The organism is Niallia oryzisoli, from assembly GCF_036670025.1.
GTDB classification, from domain to species: domain Bacteria; phylum Bacillota; class Bacilli; order Bacillales; family Cytobacillaceae; genus Bacillus_BD; species Bacillus_BD oryzisoli.
In genome coordinates this window covers 1,540,002-1,558,926 of sequence record NZ_CP137640.1, presented here as the reverse complement: position 1 = coordinate 1,558,926, position 18,925 = coordinate 1,540,002, and the positions used below count along the sequence as shown (strand labels likewise).

At 37.1% G+C, this 18,925-nt stretch carries 20 protein-coding genes and 1 riboswitch; of the genes, 4 read left to right on the top strand and 16 right to left on the bottom strand.

The features are described from left to right. Positions 1–92 precede the first annotated feature (92 nt). The 3 genes from R4Z09_RS07830 to R4Z09_RS07820 form a co-directional block, all read right to left on the bottom strand. Positions 93–1,373: a Glu/Leu/Phe/Val dehydrogenase gene (locus tag R4Z09_RS07830; protein WP_338451770.1), complete on the bottom strand. Its 1,281-nt coding sequence runs from the start codon at positions 1,371–1,373 to the stop codon at positions 93–95. A 253-nt stretch (positions 1,374–1,626) separates the two neighbouring features. Next, positions 1,627–2,202, bottom strand: a complete 576-nt coding sequence (locus tag R4Z09_RS07825; protein ID WP_338451769.1) for a genetic competence negative regulator — start codon at positions 2,200–2,202, stop codon at positions 1,627–1,629. Between the two features lie 126 nt (positions 2,203–2,328). Further along, a complete protein-coding gene (locus R4Z09_RS07820; RefSeq protein ID WP_338451768.1) occupies positions 2,329–3,108 on the bottom strand; it encodes a metallophosphoesterase in 780 nt (259 codons plus the stop codon). A 152-nt stretch (positions 3,109–3,260) separates the two neighbouring features. Between R4Z09_RS07820 and R4Z09_RS07815 the strand changes: the two genes are divergently transcribed. The 3 genes from R4Z09_RS07815 to cotJC all read left to right on the top strand — a co-directional run bounded on the left by R4Z09_RS07815 (position 3,261) and on the right by cotJC (position 4,625). After that, the gene (locus tag R4Z09_RS07815) at positions 3,261–3,491 is read left to right on the top strand and encodes a spore coat associated protein CotJA (RefSeq protein WP_338451767.1); all 231 of its coding nucleotides are present in this window, start codon (positions 3,261–3,263) and stop codon (positions 3,489–3,491) included. Next, positions 3,488–3,748 (top strand): spore coat protein CotJB, encoded by a 261-nt coding sequence (locus R4Z09_RS07810; RefSeq protein WP_338451766.1) that lies wholly within the window; start codon positions 3,488–3,490, stop codon positions 3,746–3,748. Before R4Z09_RS07815 ends, R4Z09_RS07810 begins: the two co-directional genes overlap by 4 nt. Positions 3,749–4,055: 307 nt before the next feature. Further along, entirely contained in the window at positions 4,056–4,625 is a 570-nt protein-coding gene (gene cotJC, locus R4Z09_RS07805; RefSeq protein WP_338451765.1) for a spore coat protein CotJC, read from the top strand. A 44-nt stretch (positions 4,626–4,669) separates the two neighbouring features. Here cotJC and R4Z09_RS07800 read toward each other — a convergent pair whose 3' ends face one another. The 5 genes from R4Z09_RS07800 to R4Z09_RS07780 all read right to left on the bottom strand — a co-directional run bounded on the left by R4Z09_RS07800 (position 4,670) and on the right by R4Z09_RS07780 (position 9,162). Beyond that, positions 4,670–5,128 carry a YpbF family protein gene (locus tag R4Z09_RS07800; protein ID WP_338451764.1) on the bottom strand — a complete coding sequence of 153 codons (459 nt, stop codon included), beginning with the start codon at positions 5,126–5,128 and terminating at the stop codon, positions 4,670–4,672. A gap of 65 nt (positions 5,129–5,193) precedes the next feature. Continuing rightward, positions 5,194–5,889: a LysM peptidoglycan-binding domain-containing protein gene (locus R4Z09_RS07795; protein WP_338451763.1), complete on the bottom strand. Its 696-nt coding sequence runs from the start codon at positions 5,887–5,889 to the stop codon at positions 5,194–5,196. Then, positions 5,882–6,496, bottom strand: coding sequence for a CPBP family intramembrane glutamic endopeptidase (locus R4Z09_RS07790; protein ID WP_422392251.1), 615 nt, complete (start codon positions 6,494–6,496; stop codon positions 5,882–5,884). Before R4Z09_RS07790 ends, R4Z09_RS07795 begins: the two co-directional genes overlap by 8 nt. A gap of 69 nt (positions 6,497–6,565) precedes the next feature. Further along, positions 6,566–8,059 (bottom strand): ATP-dependent DNA helicase RecQ, encoded by a 1,494-nt coding sequence (locus R4Z09_RS07785; protein WP_338451762.1) that lies wholly within the window; start codon positions 8,057–8,059, stop codon positions 6,566–6,568. Beyond that, entirely contained in the window at positions 8,056–9,162 is a 1,107-nt protein-coding gene (locus tag R4Z09_RS07780) for a helix-turn-helix domain-containing protein (RefSeq protein ID WP_338451761.1), read from the bottom strand. Before R4Z09_RS07780 ends, R4Z09_RS07785 begins: the two co-directional genes overlap by 4 nt. Positions 9,163–9,395: 233 nt before the next feature. On the opposite strand from R4Z09_RS07780, the gene R4Z09_RS07775 reads away from it, so the two are divergent. Beyond that, positions 9,396–9,644, top strand: coding sequence for a ferredoxin (locus R4Z09_RS07775; RefSeq protein ID WP_338451760.1), 249 nt, complete (start codon positions 9,396–9,398; stop codon positions 9,642–9,644). 113 nt (positions 9,645–9,757) lie between these two features. Here R4Z09_RS07775 and R4Z09_RS07770 read toward each other — a convergent pair whose 3' ends face one another. The 8 genes from R4Z09_RS07770 to R4Z09_RS07735 form a co-directional block, all read right to left on the bottom strand. Next, positions 9,758–10,375 (bottom strand): ECF transporter S component, encoded by a 618-nt coding sequence (locus tag R4Z09_RS07770; protein ID WP_338451759.1) that lies wholly within the window; start codon positions 10,373–10,375, stop codon positions 9,758–9,760. Between the two features lie 176 nt (positions 10,376–10,551). Further along, a riboswitch (FMN riboswitch) is annotated at positions 10,552–10,686 on the bottom strand. Positions 10,687–10,866: 180 nt separating this feature from the next. Beyond that, on the bottom strand, positions 10,867–11,583 hold the full coding sequence (locus R4Z09_RS07765) for a M23 family metallopeptidase (protein WP_338451758.1): 717 nt from the start codon (positions 11,581–11,583) through the stop codon (positions 10,867–10,869). Between the two features lie 316 nt (positions 11,584–11,899). Then, positions 11,900–13,684, bottom strand: coding sequence for an ATP-binding protein (locus R4Z09_RS07760; protein ID WP_338451757.1), 1,785 nt, complete (start codon positions 13,682–13,684; stop codon positions 11,900–11,902). Then, complete coding sequence (locus R4Z09_RS07755) at positions 13,681–14,397, bottom strand: response regulator transcription factor (RefSeq protein WP_338451756.1); 717 nt, start codon at positions 14,395–14,397, stop codon at positions 13,681–13,683. The genes R4Z09_RS07760 and R4Z09_RS07755 overlap by 4 nt, the downstream gene beginning before the upstream one ends. Before the next feature lie 125 nt (positions 14,398–14,522). Further along, positions 14,523–15,710: a c-type cytochrome biogenesis protein CcsB gene (gene ccsB, locus R4Z09_RS07750; RefSeq protein ID WP_338451755.1), complete on the bottom strand. Its 1,188-nt coding sequence runs from the start codon at positions 15,708–15,710 to the stop codon at positions 14,523–14,525. A 12-nt stretch (positions 15,711–15,722) separates the two neighbouring features. Continuing rightward, entirely contained in the window at positions 15,723–17,348 is a 1,626-nt protein-coding gene (gene resB / locus R4Z09_RS07745; RefSeq protein WP_338451754.1) for a cytochrome c biogenesis protein ResB, read from the bottom strand. 19 nt (positions 17,349–17,367) lie between these two features. After that, positions 17,368–17,892: a thiol-disulfide oxidoreductase ResA gene (gene resA / locus R4Z09_RS07740; protein ID WP_338451753.1), complete on the bottom strand. Its 525-nt coding sequence runs from the start codon at positions 17,890–17,892 to the stop codon at positions 17,368–17,370. A gap of 147 nt (positions 17,893–18,039) precedes the next feature. Beyond that, positions 18,040–18,762 carry a pseudouridine synthase gene (locus R4Z09_RS07735; RefSeq protein WP_338451752.1) on the bottom strand — a complete coding sequence of 241 codons (723 nt, stop codon included), beginning with the start codon at positions 18,760–18,762 and terminating at the stop codon, positions 18,040–18,042. Positions 18,763–18,925 lie beyond the last annotated feature (163 nt).

The window sequence follows — 18,925 nt, the reverse complement described above, 5'->3', positions numbered from 1 at the left end:
CTTCTCGATAAATAATATGGCAATAAAATAAAAAACTCCTAACTATACTATGATAGGAGTTTTTATTGAAAGTTTCAATATGATAATATTTATTATACCCAGCCGCGGTATCTTGATGCTTCGGCCATTTTTCGTACACCAACCATGTAGGCTGCAAGCCTCATATCAACCCGGCGATTTTGAGCTGTTTCATATATATAATTAAATGCTTTTACCATTACTTTTTCTAATCTTTCAGCCACTTCTTCTTCTGTCCAATAATAGCCCTGATTATTTTGGACCCATTCAAAGTACGATACTGTCACACCCCCGGATGATGCCAAGACATCTGGAACAAGAAGAATTCCTCTATTCGTTAATATTTCTGTTGCTTCTAGAGTAGTTGGCCCGTTAGCAGCTTCCACAACAATTTTCGCATGGATATTGTTCGCATTCTTTTCCGTAATTTGGTTTTCTATCGCTGCAGGAACAAGAATATCACAATCCTGTTCCAGCAGTTCCTGATTAGTAATCGTGTGGTTAAACAGCTTCGTTACTGTGCCAAAACTATCTCTTCGGTCAAGTAAATAATCAATATCAAGTCCATCCGGATCATAAAGGGCCCCGTATGCATCTGATATCCCAATTACTTTTGCACCCGTATCATTCATAAATTTCGCTAGAAAACTGCCGGCATTTCCAAAGCCTTGAACTATCACACGGGCACCATTTAAATCAATCCCCTTTTTCTTGGCTGCTTCACGAATGCAAATAGTTACTCCTTTAGCCGTAGCAGATTCACGCCCATGTGACCCTCCTAGAACAAGTGGTTTACCTGTGATAAATCCAGGTGAATTAAATTCGTCAATCCGACTGTATTCATCCATCATCCACGCCATAATTTGCGAATTCGTAAATACATCCGGTGCCGGGATATCTTTAGTCGGACCGACAATCTGACTGATTGCCCTTACATAGCCGCGGCTCAGACGTTCTAATTCCCGAAATGACATATCCCGGGGATCACACACAATTCCACCTTTTCCTCCGCCATAAGGTAAATCAACAATCCCACATTTTAAGCTCATCCAAATGGAAAGTGCCTTTACTTCATTTTCTGATACATTGGGATGAAATCGAATACCGCCTTTTGTAGGACCTACTGCATCATTATGCTGGGCCCGATAGCCTGTAAAGATTTTCGTTGATCCATCATCCATACGCACCGGTATCTTGACAGTCATCATACGAATCGGTTCTTTCAGCAGCTCAAAGACTTCTTCAGGATACCCAAGCTTCTCAAGAGCTTTATGAATGACGGTTTGCGTGGATTTTAATATATCATGTTTCTCTTCATTTATCTTATTTTCTTTACTATTATCATCGGCTGCCATTTGTGAACCCCCTAAAAAGCAAGCAATTGTTGTTATCTTAAAAAAATAGTATAATCTTTGCATCGTTTATGCAAGGATAAAGTTTTATATATTTAAAATTTTACGAATCTTTAAAATACCATTCTACCTATGTACTAAAGACCATACGATAAATCCCCCACTTTCTGATATTAACCAGATACTAAGACGGGGGATTTTTTTACAGATTAACATCGTTAGCATGTAAGCAAAAACCCCCTTAATTGGAAGTTTTTTAATGAAAATATGTCATAATTTGACTTACAGCATTTTCCTTCATGATCGTTTTTCCATATTCCTGAATAACATGGATACTTCTAAAAGATGGATTACCATATTCAGCGATTATCGCTACAATTTGAGTCTGAATGTCCGAACAAACATTATCAATTAAAAAATAATAAGCATTGTTCATTGAATATAATGTTCCACCCGAAAAACCAATAGCTGCTAATCGTTTGGCCAATTGAATAACATGCTCAAAATCTTCTATTTCAAACAGAATTTCAACATTCCCCTCCATTGTAACTTGCATATCAATAAAGCTTTCGCCAAAGATCTCTTCCTCTTGTTCTTCCACGGTTACAATCATGACCATCCCTTGTGCCTGCATGGAGAAAATTTCTACCGCAACAGACCCATGTATATCTACATCAAGGGTTTCACTAGCCTCCTCAAGCATATCGTGAAAAAGCTGATGCCACTTTAATGAATCTTTCCATATATCATCTTTCGTTAAACCTCTGTCAAATAAGTCATCCAGAGATAAAAATATTTTAATTTTATTTGCATTCAATCGTTCTAAGCGCATGATTATGCCCCCTACCGTGAACAAACTCTTAATGTAGTGTATGAAAAAACACTCTATTTGTGAGTCGTCTACATTAGCTGCAAAATAATATTATTCAACACGTTAAAAGAACTTTTCCACAATGGATTAGTTACGACCATGTTCAATGGTCAATAGATGTGTTTCTGCTTTAGCACCTAATCGGAGGGGGACTCCTGTTGTCCCATAGCCATTACTAATCAATATTGTCCGCTCGTGCTCTGTTATTAATTTTCCTTTCTCATAAGGACTGAAACCCAATAAATGAATCTGTCCTCCATGTGTATGTCCGGATAACATGAGGCTGATTCCATGGTCTGAACGAAGTTTCCTGCTGATTTCTGGATTATGACTAACTAATATTTTAAAGCAATTGTGATCCGTTTTCATTAGCGCTTGATCAATATCAGCCTGATTTGTGCTTAAATCATCAACACCTAAAATAAAAAAACGCTCTCCTTGCCGAGATTCAAAGGAAATAGAACGATTGACGAGCACTTCTATTTCAAGACTTAAAAACAACGATTCTAAACGCGGGACATCTACTTCATAATCATTATTACCCCAAACAAATAGAACCTTTCCAAGTTTTTTTAACTGAAGAAGATTATTCTTTACTCGCTCCATCGGAACACCCTTTTCCGTAATATCTCCGCCGATAATAACGAGATCTACCTTTCCTTGTACTTGTTCGATTATTTTTCCCGATATCCGCCGTCGGTGGATATCAGAAATAAAGAAAAGGTTCAATTTACCAAAACTTTTTGGAAAAGAAGTGAATGTTAAATGATGATAGATCACTCTATTAGAAAATGCCTCTTTATACATAAAGAGCAGCAAACATACCCCTAACAAAAATCCTACTAATAACACAATAAAAATGTCCATACATCCCCCAAATATATTCAATCAATCTTTAGAAATCATACCATAAATGACCAAAAGGATAAAAAAACAGATTAGAACTAGACCAATAAAAAGTGAACATAGAAAAAGTTTTCCTTCATATGATTTAAAGACGCATACGAAGGAGGGATTGTGTGTTTACTAACACCAAGTTTTATCATCCATATATAAGTCCGTTTGACCCTTGTAAACCAATTAAAACAAAAAGATATTCTACTCCTCCACACCTATATATAGGATTCCAGCCGCCTAATCTGGAACAATTTTCTCCTATGGAAGCTTTAAGGGCAGGAACACTTTGGAAGGCTTTCTACGACCCCTACTACAGCCCGTATGAAATGGCGAAGGGAGGCTTCAGAGAATGAAACAGCTCCCTCCGGAATATTATCAGTTACTTGAACAACTTCAAACAGTTGATTTTGTTCTCGTAGAGCTGACACTCTATTTAGATACTCATAATGATGATGTGGAAGCCATTAATCAATTTAATCAATGTGCGGCCGAACGTAAGAGACTAAAAAAAATCATTGAAAGTAAGTATGGACCCTTGCAGCAATTTGGAAACAGCTATTCCGGATGCCCCTGGAACTGGGACGATCCACCGTGGCCATGGCAAGTCTAGGATGCGGAGAGGGCTCGCTCAGGAACGACAAGCATAAGACGAGCGCTTTTGAAGGCCGGTTTTTGCCTTCAGAAGCGATTGGCTTATGACTCGAGTTCCTAGCACTCGCAGCTCGACTATTCTAGGATGCGGAGACGCCTTGCCCAGCCGCGACAAGCTTAAGATGGGTCGGGGAGAAGGTTGTCCTTCACCTTCTCATCGACACAGCTTAAGACCTCGAGCGGCTAGGCGTCGCAGCTCGACTTTCTAGGATGCGGAGAGGGCTTGCCTTGAATGTAAACCTCGTAAAAAGGAGGAATCAAACAGAATGTGGATTTACGAAAAAAAATTACAATATCCTGTCCGCGTCAGTACATGTAATCCGATGTTAGCGAAGTTTTTAATCGAGCAATATGGCGGGGCTGACGGTGAATTAGCTGCTGCTCTGCGCTATTTAAACCAACGCTATACGATACCGGATAAAGTTGTCGGTCTTTTAACCGATATTGGTACCGAAGAATTTGCCCATTTAGAGATGATCGCAACAATGGTCTATAAATTAACGAAAGATGCCACCCCAGAGCAAATGAAAGCAGCCGGTCTTGACGGCCACTATGCCAACCACGATAAAGCACTATTTTATCATAATGCGGCAGGTGTACCTTGGACTGCTACGTATATACAAGCGAAAGGTGATCCAATCGCCGATCTCTATGAAGATATTGCAGCTGAGGAAAAAGCAAGAGCCACCTATCAATGGCTTATCAATATGAGTGATGATCCTGATATAAATGATAGTCTCCGCTTTTTAAGAGAAAGAGAAATCGTTCATTCCCAGCGTTTTCGTGAAGCGGTAGAAATCCTGAAAGATGAGCGCAATCAAAAGAAAATTTTCTAGCATTTATTCAATATATGAAAACAAATAAGAGCAGGTACCTGCTCTTATTTGTTTTCATGATATAAATTAACATCATAATTCTTTTTCATCATTTCAAAAACAAGGTGACGGTTTTTCCATTCATCTTCCTTTTTCCATAAATCCTTACTTTTATCAATGATTTCACAGCGCAAGGCATGAAATTCCTTTTCTGCTTTATCCCGTTTTTGCCGGTACACATTCATTAAACCAAATAAGCCGAATATCACCATTAGCATGAATAAATTACTTGAATGATTGACAAAATTTGAAAAAAGCGCAGCAAAAGAATATGAATAGGGCTTAATCGTCGTGAAATACAGATAAACAAAATAAACAAACGTAATAAAAATTGTACTCCACATCACCATTAAATGTAACCGTGTTAACCGATCGAATTTCTGCTTACGTTCAACCACCTTTTGCAGCATCTTTCTTGTTGCTTGATCCGTTCTTTCATCAAGCATCATAATTGGTGATTCCATACTATCCCCCGCCTTCCCATAACAATTTATGAACTTGTCCGGGGATATATGAACAAAAACCAATTTTACTTATTAAATGGAATAATCAACACTTGACCTACTCTGATCTCATTAGTGGAAAGACCATTCGTTTCTTTTATTGTTTCAATACCTGCTTTCGATTGATAATATTTCATTGAAATTCTGAAGATCGTTTCACCTGGTTTAACGGTATGATAGACAGTATCTTTTGGTACAGAATGATTTGAGCTGTTTTTGCTCTCATCTAACAAGGAAGAAACATCTGTTGACGGCACGTCCATATCCTGTTGTTTGAGACCTTCATCAATTTCTCCAGCATTTTGTTCATTTTCTGTTGCATCGGATTCTTCCTCAGTATCCTCTTCGATTTTTTGACTGTTATCTTTTTCTTCAGCAGGATCCTCAATGATGGTATTTGTATCTTTAGAATCCTCTATATCAATAACTTCAAAACCATCTGTCGATTCCCCAACAGCAGGCTCTGAATCCCCAATTTTATTCTTTGCAATTGTAGAATAGATACTAAAGATAGTAATCGGCAGGAGAATAAAGAAAAGCACTAGCAAACGAATGATTGGATATTTTAACTTCCATTTATTTTTTTTCCTTTTTTGCTGATGAACCCGGCTTCTCGGCGGCAGTTCCTCTCTTTCGACAACTTGTCCCTCTTCAAAATTTGCCGGTGTAATCCTTTGCCGACGTCTTTCTACTTGATCTCTGTATGGATCCTCTTTATTCATCGAATGTCCCTTCCTGTTCAGTTTGTTTCTTTGCAAATTTGTACTTGATGACACACCCTAGTAAAAAATCAATTAAAAAATGCATTGTAATCGTTACAAGAATATTTTCAGTATGTAAATAAATATAGCCGATTAAAAAACTTAACACGGTTACATTTACAAATAAAAACCAATTAAATAAATATCGGTAATGTACAAAAGCAAAAATGAGACTTGAGACAAACAAACCAAAATGGGTTTGAATGACCCCGCGAAATAATATTTCTTCACTAATCGAAACAATAAGAGCTATGAATGCCACCTGTATTAATGACCGACCCTGGAAAATCCGGCGATTTAATCCACCATCATCATAATATTTATCTGGCAATATTTTCATCAAAATAAGGTCTAAGGAAAATACAGCGAGGCCGGCTGTTCCTCCAACAAACAATATATTTGGATCCTTCCATCTAAATAACTCGAAAAAGGCAGAAAAGCTGTCAAATAAATATATACCTAAAATAAATGATACCAGGAAAAGGAAAATCTGTGTTAAGTATAAAGAATGGTATAATTGCTCGTCAGTCACCTCATGAATAAGGTCACGATACTTTTTTTTCATCATTTCAGCTCACTTATGCACGTCATGTTACATTAGTATTTTAATATTAAGGTTTGGTTAAAAAAATTTCTATTAGTTTAATAATATATCAGCTAACCGTTGTTTCCAACTAAATTCGCCATTATTCTTGGTAAGAGTCGGAGATTTATCAAATTTACTCCAATCCAGTCCACAAATATCACAACAGTTTTCAGGCCTTTGTCCCGCCGGTCCCTCGCCAAAATATTCAAGGATCTTTTCTCTTCTACAGCTTTTAGAATTGCTCCAGTTTGTCATAAAAGCAATTTTTTCCCGTTTTAATGTCCTCCTATTATCCAACTCTTTTTTGTAATGACCAAAAACCTTGTTCACGTCATCTTCCGTTCCTTCAATCCGCAATAAGTAATCACATAACATCCGCCATTGAATCTCTGTAAATCCACCCATTCGTTGCAGTTCATCTTGAAAAGGTATCTGATAATAGGAAAGATCGCTTGATGTTTTCAACACTTTCGCTATCCAATCAAGCTGTTCCGGAGAAGGCATTTCCGACTCTGCCAGTTGATACGCGAGTTGCTCGTCACCTGCAGCATATAGGAGCACAGCAATACTTGACCTTCCATCTCTTCCTGCCCGCCCTATTTCTTGTAAGTACGATTCCATTTGCTGCGGCATATGAAAATGAATAACAAAACGAATATTTTCTTTGTTAATGCCCATACCGAAAGCACTTGTCGCACAGATAATATCAAGTTGATCATGAAGAAATTGCTGCTGGATCAAAATTCTAGACTCTTGATCCATTCCGCCATGATAGGCCATCACTCGTGGGATGCCCTTATTCTGTAATAACTCAACTGCTTCTTCCGCCATTTTCTTGCTTGAAAAATAAACAATACCCGGTTTATCAAATTTTGATACATAATCATAGAGCACATCCCATTTTTCATGATGACTGTCAATTTTTTGGACGGCTAAAGCAATATTGGGCCTGTCAACTGAAGAAAGCACCTTTTTACAATGCTCAAGCTCCAGCGTTTGAATAATGTCCTGTATAACTCGTTTTGTTGCTGTAGCCGTTAAGGCTAATGTCAGCGGCTGCCCTAATTGTTTCCGGACATTACCAAGCTTGCTATAGTCGGGACGAAAATCATATCCCCACTGCGAAATACAATGTGCTTCATCTACTACAAATAAAGAAATGTTTAAACGTTTAAGGATGTCAATGATTTTATTATTAGCTAATGTTTCAGGTGATACAAAAATAAATTTATATTGATCCAACTGATTAAAGACTCTTTTTCTTTCTCCTCCGGAAAGAAAAGAGTTAATCGCCACCACACGTTTTTCGCCATTCATTTTCATCTGCTCAACTTGATCCTGCATCAAAGATAATAGCGGGGAAATAACAAGGACATGACCATCCAGCAAATAACCAGGCAGCTGATAACAAAGTGATTTACCTGTACCGGTCGGTAACATCGCCATCGTATGAAATCCATCAAGAATAGAGGTAATCACTTCCTTTTGTCCTGGACGAAAGGAGGTATATTCGAAATAATGAGTTAAATACTTTTCCAGCATCATAATTCTTCACCATACTTTGCTAATACAAGTCTAATTTCAAAGTAATCCGCATTTGAAACAAGGCTTCGAATCTGTTTAAGCTGCTTTGTTTGCCTTTCTTTTGCCGCTTTCTTGATTAATTCCTGTTTTTCAATTGATACATACGGATTAATTGAAAACTCTTCAATATTTAATGCTAATTCAACAAGATGATCTTCAATTGTGCTTTTTTTTAAGCCGCGAATGGTCATAATATCAGTAACGGAATTTCCTTGTTTTAATAAAGCATAGGTTTTTTCCGTTGAATTCGTTAAGTTATGCTTTTGTTGTTTATCCAGAAAAGCATGTAAAATTGGGAATTGACTTGGATTTTTTTCAATATACCCAGTTATGTAATGGAGCATACTTAAAAAAAGATAATGGTAATAGGATAAGTCCATTCGGAAGTGTTTTGCTGCTTGGGATTCTGTTAAACCAAAGGATTGATATCCACTCAGTCTTATCACAATATAATCAGGCTCAATAGAAGAATCGCTTTCAAGTAAAGAAACCAATTCTTGGTACAACTGTAATCCGAGTGCATCTCTGCTCAACCTGTTTTGTTTAAGAAATTGTCTCATCCACAAAAGGGGTTCTGCTTTTCTTTGAACAGGGATATATTTCGATTCTCGTTTTTTTAAATGCGAAATAACTTGAACAGCTAGGGACAATCTTTCCCAAAACAAAGCGGCTGTTCGTTGATATTTCCATCCATTTAAATGAATCGGAATCGGTGTTTCCGCCAGCATTTTCGAGAGCTCTTGCTCCCCTTTCGATGTGACAGCATAATGCAGGTCAGTTTTTTCAACAATTAGCTGTTCTTTAGACAATATGGTAACTGTTTTTTCCAATGATAGTCTGCTCATATTCGTATCTGTTTGAAAAAAAGGGGTTAAATGAAATAAATGAGCATCCTGAATCGTCTGCGAGGATTTTTTACCCTGTATTAAATGATAAATGGAATAGATCGTTCGTTCACCCTGTAGTTTATGTAAACAATATAAGATCATTAGTTGATTAAAGGTTAGATTCATTTTATCACCATGCAGTTTCTTTTTTGTCAAAATTTGAAGATTTTGTAACACAAATCACAGAATCCTATTCTTTTTCATCATATCATGAAACAGTGGAACTAGTTATTATAATATATGTTCCATGTTTTTCATAATAAAAAAGCTTAAATGGTATTCTCAATATTTTTTCTATTGAAAAGTTTTTCATACAGCTTTACAATAGGGATTGAAAAGAGTTTATCGTTGAAATATTTTCGTTAAGACGATAACAATAAAAAGTTTATATTTTTTGGGAGGTTTTTTTAATGGCAAAATATACTATCGTAGACAAAGAAACATGTATCGCATGTGGAGCATGTGGGGCAGCAGCACCTGACATTTATGATTATGATGATGAAGGTATTGCATTTGTAACACTTGATGAGAACCAAGGAACTGTCGAAATTCCTGATGTTTTAATTGATGATATGATGGATGCTTTTGATGGCTGTCCTACAGATTCAATCAAAGTTGCTGACGAGCCATTTGACGGAGATGCAACTAAATTTGAATAATTTTTAAAATAATAAGCTCCCTCTTGCTAGGGGGCTTTTTTTTGACAGTGATTTAATCTGACAAAGATTTCAAATATAAAGGATAAAAGCACCCATATGGGTGCTTTTATCCTTTATATTTTTTTCATTTTATACTCATTAATTTTATACTCATTATAAGAAGCTTGTTTTTTCAGCCATGTACCCATTTTTGTAAACAGAATCATAAACACAAGCGACATGGCCAAGCCTTTGATTAAATTAAACGGCAAAATACCTGCAACAATATATTGACGTATTTCAGCTGCACTCATAGCAGGAAAATTAAGGAAATAAGTATACGCCGGCAATATAATATAATAGTTTAGTACACTCATAATCACTGACATTAAAATAGATCCAACGATTAAAGCAAATGACATGCCCTTTTTTGTTTTGATTTTATTATAGATATAATAGGTTGGCAGGATATAAAGAAGCCCTGCAATAAAATTTGCTATATGTCCGACAGGGACACCGGTTTCACTTCCTGTCATGAAGTAATCGAGAATATTTTTTAACAATTCCACTAATATAGCTGCCATTGGTCCAAAAATTAAGGCGCCAATTAACGCAGGAAGATCACTAAAATCAATTTTTAAAAAGTTTGGAAATGGCGGAATTGGAAAATTCACCAACATTAAAACGTATGCTATGCTGCTTAACATAGCTATTGATACTAATGCTCTTACTTTGTTCTGTCCTTTAACCATTTTTCTCTCTCCTTCTTTTGGATCCATCATCTCCAAAGAAGTAGGTTTAGCCTATTGATACCCGCAAAAAATCCCATTAAAAAACCTCAAGCAGAATCACTTGAGGGAGAATTTTGTACGAAGGTATGCCTAATAAACATTCAAATATTAAAAAAAATTTTTGAATGCTGCCAAACCTCCATCTTCTCCCATCCAGACTTTACTGTCGGCTTTGGAATTGCACCAAATCCTGCCTAAAAATCAGGCTCACGGGCTTAGAGTCTGTTCTCATCACCGCCGGTCGGGAATTTCACCCTGCCCCGAAGACAGATCTTATTTTGTTTTTACAGATTAATTATACTGAAAGATCACTTCCTTGTGAATAACTCAGTAGAAAATCCTTAAATAAAACTTTTTCTCTGCCACTTTTCCGACAAAAATCTCCTAAAAAGGCTTTAGGCTTCAACATAAAAAAGAACAAAAAGACAGCTTGTCCTTTTGTTCTTTTTTATTTATTTCAGGATTAACTTTTGCTGTGGAATAATAAGGTCATTTATTAAACCATTTTTTGCCTTTAATGCTGTAACGCTTATGTTTGTTTTTTTAGCTATTGAATATAATGTATCACCAGCTTTAACGACATATGTAGCTTTTGTTTCATCCATTAAATGCCCAGCCGTTTCAATTACCTGCTGATCCTTTGGGGCTGCAGCAACTGCTTGTCCAATCTTTACCTCCCCTAATGCCAGCATAGGATTAAGGGCATTTTTTTTATCTACCGTCCAATGTGACTTGTGCACTTCAAAATGGAGATGTACACCAGATGAATCGCCGGTACTGCCCATTTTTCCTATACAATCGCCTCGCTTCACCCTTGTCCCCTCTTGTACTGTTCTTTCCTGTAAATGCGCATATACTGTCTCAAAGTTATCATTATGCTTGATAAACACAACATTTCCATATGTATCTGAATAGTACGACTTAGAGACCAAGCCGTTATCAACTGCATAGATAGAAGTACCAGGGGATGATGCAATATCAATCCCCATATGTTGTCCCTGTCTAGTACCAAAAGAATCGGTAATGACTCCAGCAGACGGCCACATCCAATCGGCTGTCATCTCGTTTATGCTACTGGCAGCTTCCGCGTGTTTAATTCCAAAGAATAATAAACTAACACACACAGCCATTATTCCAGCAATCAAAAAACGCTTTATGTATTCTCGCAATTCTTTTCCTCCTTGTTCTTGTACCTCTTTTCACACTATGTTAGTCTTGCTGGATTTAGAACTACGTATATGTGTCACTCCTTTTTATTTCCTCTTCAGGGTATATGGGACCCAAATGGTTGTGTGCATGCAAAAACACATCTATTAGAATGCTGCGAAAAGGAATTTTTTATACAAAAAAACTTGATTATTTCGCAATCAAGTTTAATGAAATAGAAAACCCGTCTCTCACTATGATTTAAAAGTCCATAAAAATAAGGAAGGATAAAAATCCTTCCTTCATGTTTCTTGTGAATCAAGATCAATCGGCAAATTTTTAGCTTTTTCTCGCATTTCGTGGAATATGAAACGAAAAAGTTGTCCCTTTCCCGAGAATACTTTGTACAGTAATATGGCCATGGTGTGCTTCAATAATATTTTTTGCGATAGCAAGCCCAAGTCCTGTACCAGAACGACCGCGTGTTCTTGCTTTGTCAGCCTTATAGAATCGTTCAAAAACAAATGGCAAATCTTCTTCTGGGATACCGGCTCCATTATCTTTTACTTCAATATGCAGCCCTCTTTCATCACTACGTTCAACAATCACAACTCCCCCACCTTCGGGAGTATGACGAATCGCATTATCGATTAAATTCGTTAACACCTGCTCAATTCGATCCGAATCAAATTGGAAGATATCTTCACCATTGTCTCTATCAAATAATAAGGAAATATTCTTATCCCTTGCCAAACCTTGAAACTTTCGTTTGATCTTATCCAAGAACGGTCCTATTTCTACCTGATCGATCATTAGGTTAAAATACCCAGATTCCATTCTGGCCAAATCCAGCAATTCATTTACAAGTCTGCCCATTCGCAGTGATTCATCATAAATAATCTTAGCCATTTCCCTTTTCTCTTCATGAGATTCTGCAATATCATCAACAATAGCTTCGCTGTAGCCCTGCATCATCGCAATCGGAGTCCTTAGTTCATGGGATACATTAGCGATAAAATCACTTCTCATTTTATCCAGTGTACGTTCTTCCGTCATATCTCTCACAACGGCAACAGCGCCACGAATATTCTTATGGCTGTACAGCGGGCTCAAAATCATGACCCAATAGCGCCCTTGCAGAGTAATTTCTCCTATCTGCTCTTTTTCTGTACTTACCGCTAATTCAAACATTTCCATTACTTTTGTCGGCACTGCACCAGTACTATTTTCCTGATTTTTCTTTTCAAAATACCAGCTTTGTAAAAATAATTCAGCTGGAGGATTGGTCATCAATATTGTACCATCACGATTAAAAGTGATGACACCATCTACCATCCCGCTTAAAATACTGGACAAGAGTTCCTTTTCTTGACTTAAAGCGTTTAGGTTGAATTGTAGCTGTCTGCCCATCTGGTTAAAAGCAGTCGCTAATTCCCCAATTTCATCACGGGTTAAAATAGGGACTTTTGTATCAAATTTTCCCCTTGCAACCTCAAATGCAGCCTGTTTCATCTTCCTTAACGGCGCGTTTATTCTAGTTGATAAGAAGAAAGCAAAAAAGGTTGTTAAAATAATTGCTACTCCTGCAGCAAGTAAAATAAATTTAGTTGTTTCTCTTGCTGTTTCTTCTCCTACTTCAACTGATTGATAAATATATACAGCTCCATTTTGACCATCTTGGCGATTTAATGGAACACCTATAATGACAAGTTGTGTTTCATCTCCCTTTTTCACGCTATCAGAAAAAGATGTAACGATACTTTTTGTTTCCTTATCCTTCATTACCTGAGCTAATTCGTTATCGTCAAAAAAATATGTAACAGGAAGTTTTACTGTATTTTCCTTTTTAGGTGAAGAATAATACTCCTTAGGACTCAGGACTATTGTAGCATTTGTTACGTCGTCAATTAATTCCCATGAAAAGTCCAACGCAGTGGGAAGATCATATTTTTCAACAATTTCTGCAACTTTTTCAGCATTATTGACGAGATTTTCTTCATTTTGCGATGATGAATAGTTTTGTAAAAATTCCATAATCATTATGGAAACGATAAAAAGAATAAACGAAACGAGTAAAAGAATGGTAAACCAAAGCTTAACAACTACACTCCGCCAAAACATCATTCATTTGTTACCTCAAATTTATAACCAACACCCCAGACAGTAATAATCATTTTAGCTGCCTGTTCTGAAACTTTATTTAATTTTTCACGTAAACGCTTTACATGTGTATCGACAGTACGTAAATCGCCAAAAAATTCATAATGCCATACTTCTTTTAATAATTGTTCACGGTCAAAAACTTTATCAGGGGATTTTGCAAGGAAAAAGAGCAGCTCATATTCTTTAGGTGTCAAGCTGACTTCTTGTCCATTCGCAATGACTCGATGGGCATCATTATCGATTGTTAAATGCTGAAAAACAATGATATCTTTTGTAACAGGTTCTGTTTGAATATAGTTTGTTTTGACCGATCGTCTTAACAATGCCTTCACCCGTAAAACAACTTCACGGGGGCTAAATGGTTTTACGATATAATCGTCTGTACCTACTTCAAAGCCTTGGACTCTGTTTACTTCCTCACCTTTTGCGGTTAGCATAATGACAGGGGTGCTTTTCTTTTCACGCAATTCTCGGCAAACCTCAATTCCATCCTTACCTGGCATCATCAAATCAAGAAGGATCACATCATAATCATTTGCCAATGCCTTTGACAAAGCTTCATTCCCATCTTCCGCTTCTTCAATTTCATAATTTTCTCTTTCTAAATACATCTTTAATAAGCGTCTGATTCTTTCTTCATCATCTACAACTAATATTTTCACATTTTTATCCAAAAGAATACCCTCCTAGCAAGTATATTGTACATAAAGAAACGGGCTTTATCTATGATTTAAGGCACAATATATTTCTTTTTAAAAAAAAGCCTGCACTTAGTAAGTGAGGCTAATTGTTTGGTTTATTATGAACCTGCGTATGAGTGTAAGCCCACAATTACTAAATTGACAGCAACTAGGTTAAACATAATAATTACAAATCCGATCACTGCCAACCAGGCTGATTTATGACCATGCCAACCCTTTGAAAGACGTAAATGTAAAAACGCCGCATAAAACAGCCAGGTGATCAATGCCCAAACTTCTTTTGGATCCCAACCCCAAAAACGTGTCCAGGCAATCTGAGCCCAAATCATAGCAAATATTAAAGCTCCTAATGTAAATACAGGGAACCCGATTAGGACGGACCGATAGCTGATTTCATCAACAAGATCAGAATTTATGTTTTTTACAAGCGGCTTTAACAGCGCTCCAATACGTTTTCGAAAGATCAGGCGAAGGATACCGTATAATAGAAAACCTGCAGCAACTGACCATATGACTGTATTTAGTTTCTTCGCATCGATGATGGCCGGCATATTTAGAAGCGGTTCGAATTTACCTTCTGTTACAAGCTCCCCTTCATGCGGTCCAACAAGTGCCGGCATTGTATATTCCACTTCTGCTTCAGCACCGCCCTTATCAATCCAATTGAAGCCTGCCTTATAATCTATAACCGAAAATGAAGTTGTCACAGATATAAAACCAATAATACAAATTAATCCAAGCATAACCATTTCTAGCCAAAAAGTACTTTTGCTCCTTTTTGACTGATCAACATGTTTAACAAGATAAATTAACCCAGCCGCAAAACTAATTGCTAAAATCGCTTCTCCCAAAGCTGCAGTCGTCACATGAATATGCAGCCAATCACTCTGCAGCGAAGGAATTAACGGTGTAATATTTTTGTTAAACATACTAGCATAAGCTATTATGAGAATACCTATCGGCAAAGTAAATAAACCGAGTAATGGAGTTTTATAAATAAAAAAGATGACAATGAATGCACCGATAAGTGCCATACCAAAAAAGGTTGTAAATTCAAACAAATTACTTACGGGCGCATGTCCAGATGCAATCCAACGCGTAATAAAATACCCCAGCTGTGCTACAAAGCCGATGATTGTAACACCAATTCCTATTTTTGCCCAACGATTTAAGCTGTTCTTTTCTTGCAGACTTCGCTTGTCCCTAATCGCCCCTCCAAAAAAAACTAGAGCAACTAAATAGAGAACGAAAGCTGTATATAATAAATTACTACTTAGGTTAACCAACCTATTTCCCCCTTAACCGTTCTTTTCTTTATCTAGTTGATCATCAGGCTCTGAAATACCAGTTCCTTCTAACACGGCTGCAATTTCCTTTTTAAGTCCGTACCAATTTTTATTTGTATGTCCGGCTACCCATATTTCACCGCCTTCTTTCCGAATCCAAATACGGCGATGGTTCCAATAGGCACCCTGTATAACACCAATCATAAAAATGGCACCGCCTAGTGCAAGAATCCAAAGCGTTAAATCCTTTCTAATCGTCAACCCGGAAACATTTAGGGTTTCAATTCCCTTAAAGGACATTTTATATTGATTATCACCAAAAGGTTCAATGTTCTGGCGGATTGCGACAAAACTAACTTCTCCTTCCGGTTTATCAGGTGTAACCATTTTAAAAACAAAACCAGGATTATTTGGGACACTTGACTTTGTTGAAGGTTCTCCATCTTCATTAAATTGAAAATCAGGAAAATAACTTAACATTTCAACGGAATACCCTTCTGAAAGAACATATTTTTCTTCAGGATGTAATAAATCAATCGTCAAGGTGCCATATTCTTCATTTGTCGCTTTATTTGTTAAAGCAAATGTCATTTTCTCTAACTGATTCAGCTTATATTCAGATTGATAGACAGCAAATTTTTCAAATTTCAATGGCTCATTTACTCGAATCTGTTCATCTTTCACTTTTTCAAGCTCAGGTGTTTCTCCCGGAATGGAGTTGCCTTTCTTTTTATATAAGGTTACATTTGACTGATAATTTTTAGGAACCATGCCTGATTGTTCAAGGGCAGCATCGAATACTTCCCCATCCTTCTTGGAATCGTACACTTCAAGAACAAATTGATCATTTTTTAAATAGTACTCGCCCTTGGTTTCCGGTATAACCTTCGTCTCCCCTTCGCGGAGCCAGAGAACTTTATCAACATACATTCCCGGTACAAAACGAAGCATTCCTCCAATCAAAAAGATAATAAGACCAATATGGTTAACGTATGGACCCCATCTGGAGAACCGGCCTTTTTCAGCAAGGATATTTCCATTTTCTTCTCTTACATGGTAACGCTTCGACTGTAATTTTTCTTTTATTTGATTAAACGTTTCCTCTGAGCGGCCGGCCTTTGAAATACCGAACAAGCGCTGACGCTTTAAAAAGCCTTCATGTCTTGTTACATTTTGTTTTTTTAATGCCCGATATAGTGGTACGACGCGGTCTAATGAACAAATAACAAGTGAAACTCCTATAGAAGCAATTAATAATAAATACCACCAAGAACTGTATAAATTATGAAATCCAAGTTCATAATATAGCTGACCGATTGTTCCATATTGATCCTTGTAATATTCAGCAGCTGGAATGGTCGGAGGTATATACATCTCCTGTGGAAAAAGAGTTCCAAGTGCTGAAGCAATAAGAGTCACAACAATCAAGGCTACGCCTACTTTAACAGATGAGAAAAAATTCCAAATCTTATCAATGATAGTCTTATTATAGGTCTGTGAACGCCGTGCGCTTCCCTCATACCTCATATCCAGCAGCTGTTGGTCTGTCTCCAATTCATTAAGTACTTTTCCGCACGCCTCACACAATATTGTTCCGTGTGGATTGACGTGCCCACAATCACACTTTACCTCATTCATATAATAAAACTCCCCATGCTCATGGCTGTATTTGTTCCATAAATTCTTTTACCATCGCTTCAGTCAATTGACCTGTATGAGATTTTACTACTTTACCATCTTTGTCAATTAGGAAGGTAATCGGTAAAGGGTTAATTCCATATGCAGTTTGAACATCTCCTGTTTTATCAATGACGGTCGGAAAAGTTAAGTTAAGACGCTTCATAAATTGATTGACAGCAAATTCTGTTTCTCCCACATTTACAGCCAACACCTGCACACCTTGACCTTTAAATTGCTGATACTGATGATCAATATAAGGAAACTCTTCCTCACATGGCTTGCAGAATGTTCCCCAGAAGTTCAAAAATACACCTTGTCCTTCGTAATCTGATAGACGGTGTTTTTCACCATTCAGATCAACAAGTTCAAAATCTGGGGCTTTCTCGCCGATTTCTACTTTTTGTACTTTATCTTTTGTAGCGTTTGCATATAATGAATATCCGACAGCTAAAACCAACAAGGATAGAATAACCGTTCTTATCCATAAGCGCCGTTTCTTCATTATGTTTCCCCCTCCCCAAACAACTTTCCTTTTCTAGAATGATACATGCTTTACTAGTATAATATCAGAAAATTGCGTAGTTTGACACTATTATACCATTTTCAACATCCCCATGTTGTTTTTGTAAGAAAACCAATTGTGACACTTCTATGAATTTTCTGCCATCACGCGGAGCTGTTTTACTTCATGCGCAGTCAACTCTCTTGCCTCTCCTGCTTTCAGTCCATGCAGTGTCAAAAAAGCATACCTTTCCCGACGAAGCTTCATGACCGGACAGTCGATCGCCTCAAACATTCTGCGCACCTGTCTGTTTCTTCCTTCGTGAATGGTTAATTGAACAATCGAAGTTCCTTTCCTTTTATCAAGTGAAAGCATTTTGGCACGTGCTGGTGCCGTTTTACCATCTTCTAGCATGATCCCTTTTTCCAGGCTTCTTACCTGCTCCTTTGATGGAATCCCTTTAATTTTTGCAATATATTCTTTTTCAATCTCATTTCTTGGATGCATCAATAGGTTAGCGAATTCTCCATCATTTGTCAGCAATAACAATCCTGATGTATCGTAATCAAGCCTACCCACTGGATAAATCCGTTGTTTGATCTGCGGGAAGTAATCTGTAACTGCTTTTCTCCCCTTCTCATCATGAACACTGGAAATCACTCCGCGTGGTTTATAAAAAAGAAAATAAACCGGCTCTTCCTTTTCTACTGGTATTCCCTCAACTTCTATTCGATCAGATGAGGATACCTTTATTCCTAACTCTTTTACTATTTTCCCATTTACTTTAACTTTTCCATCAAGAATCATTTCTTCTGCTTTTCTTCTTGATGCAATACCAGCATGAGCAATTACTTTTTGCAGTCTTTCCATCTAGTCACCTCTAATACATAACTTCCATCGTATTTCAAATCTTTCATCTTGAATTATGCCACAATATGTTATTTTTTCAAAATAAAAGTGATAAATAATACAGACAATACGACATTTTTTATATTTTCGAGGAGTTTTCGTGCCTTCCACTGCAATCAACAAG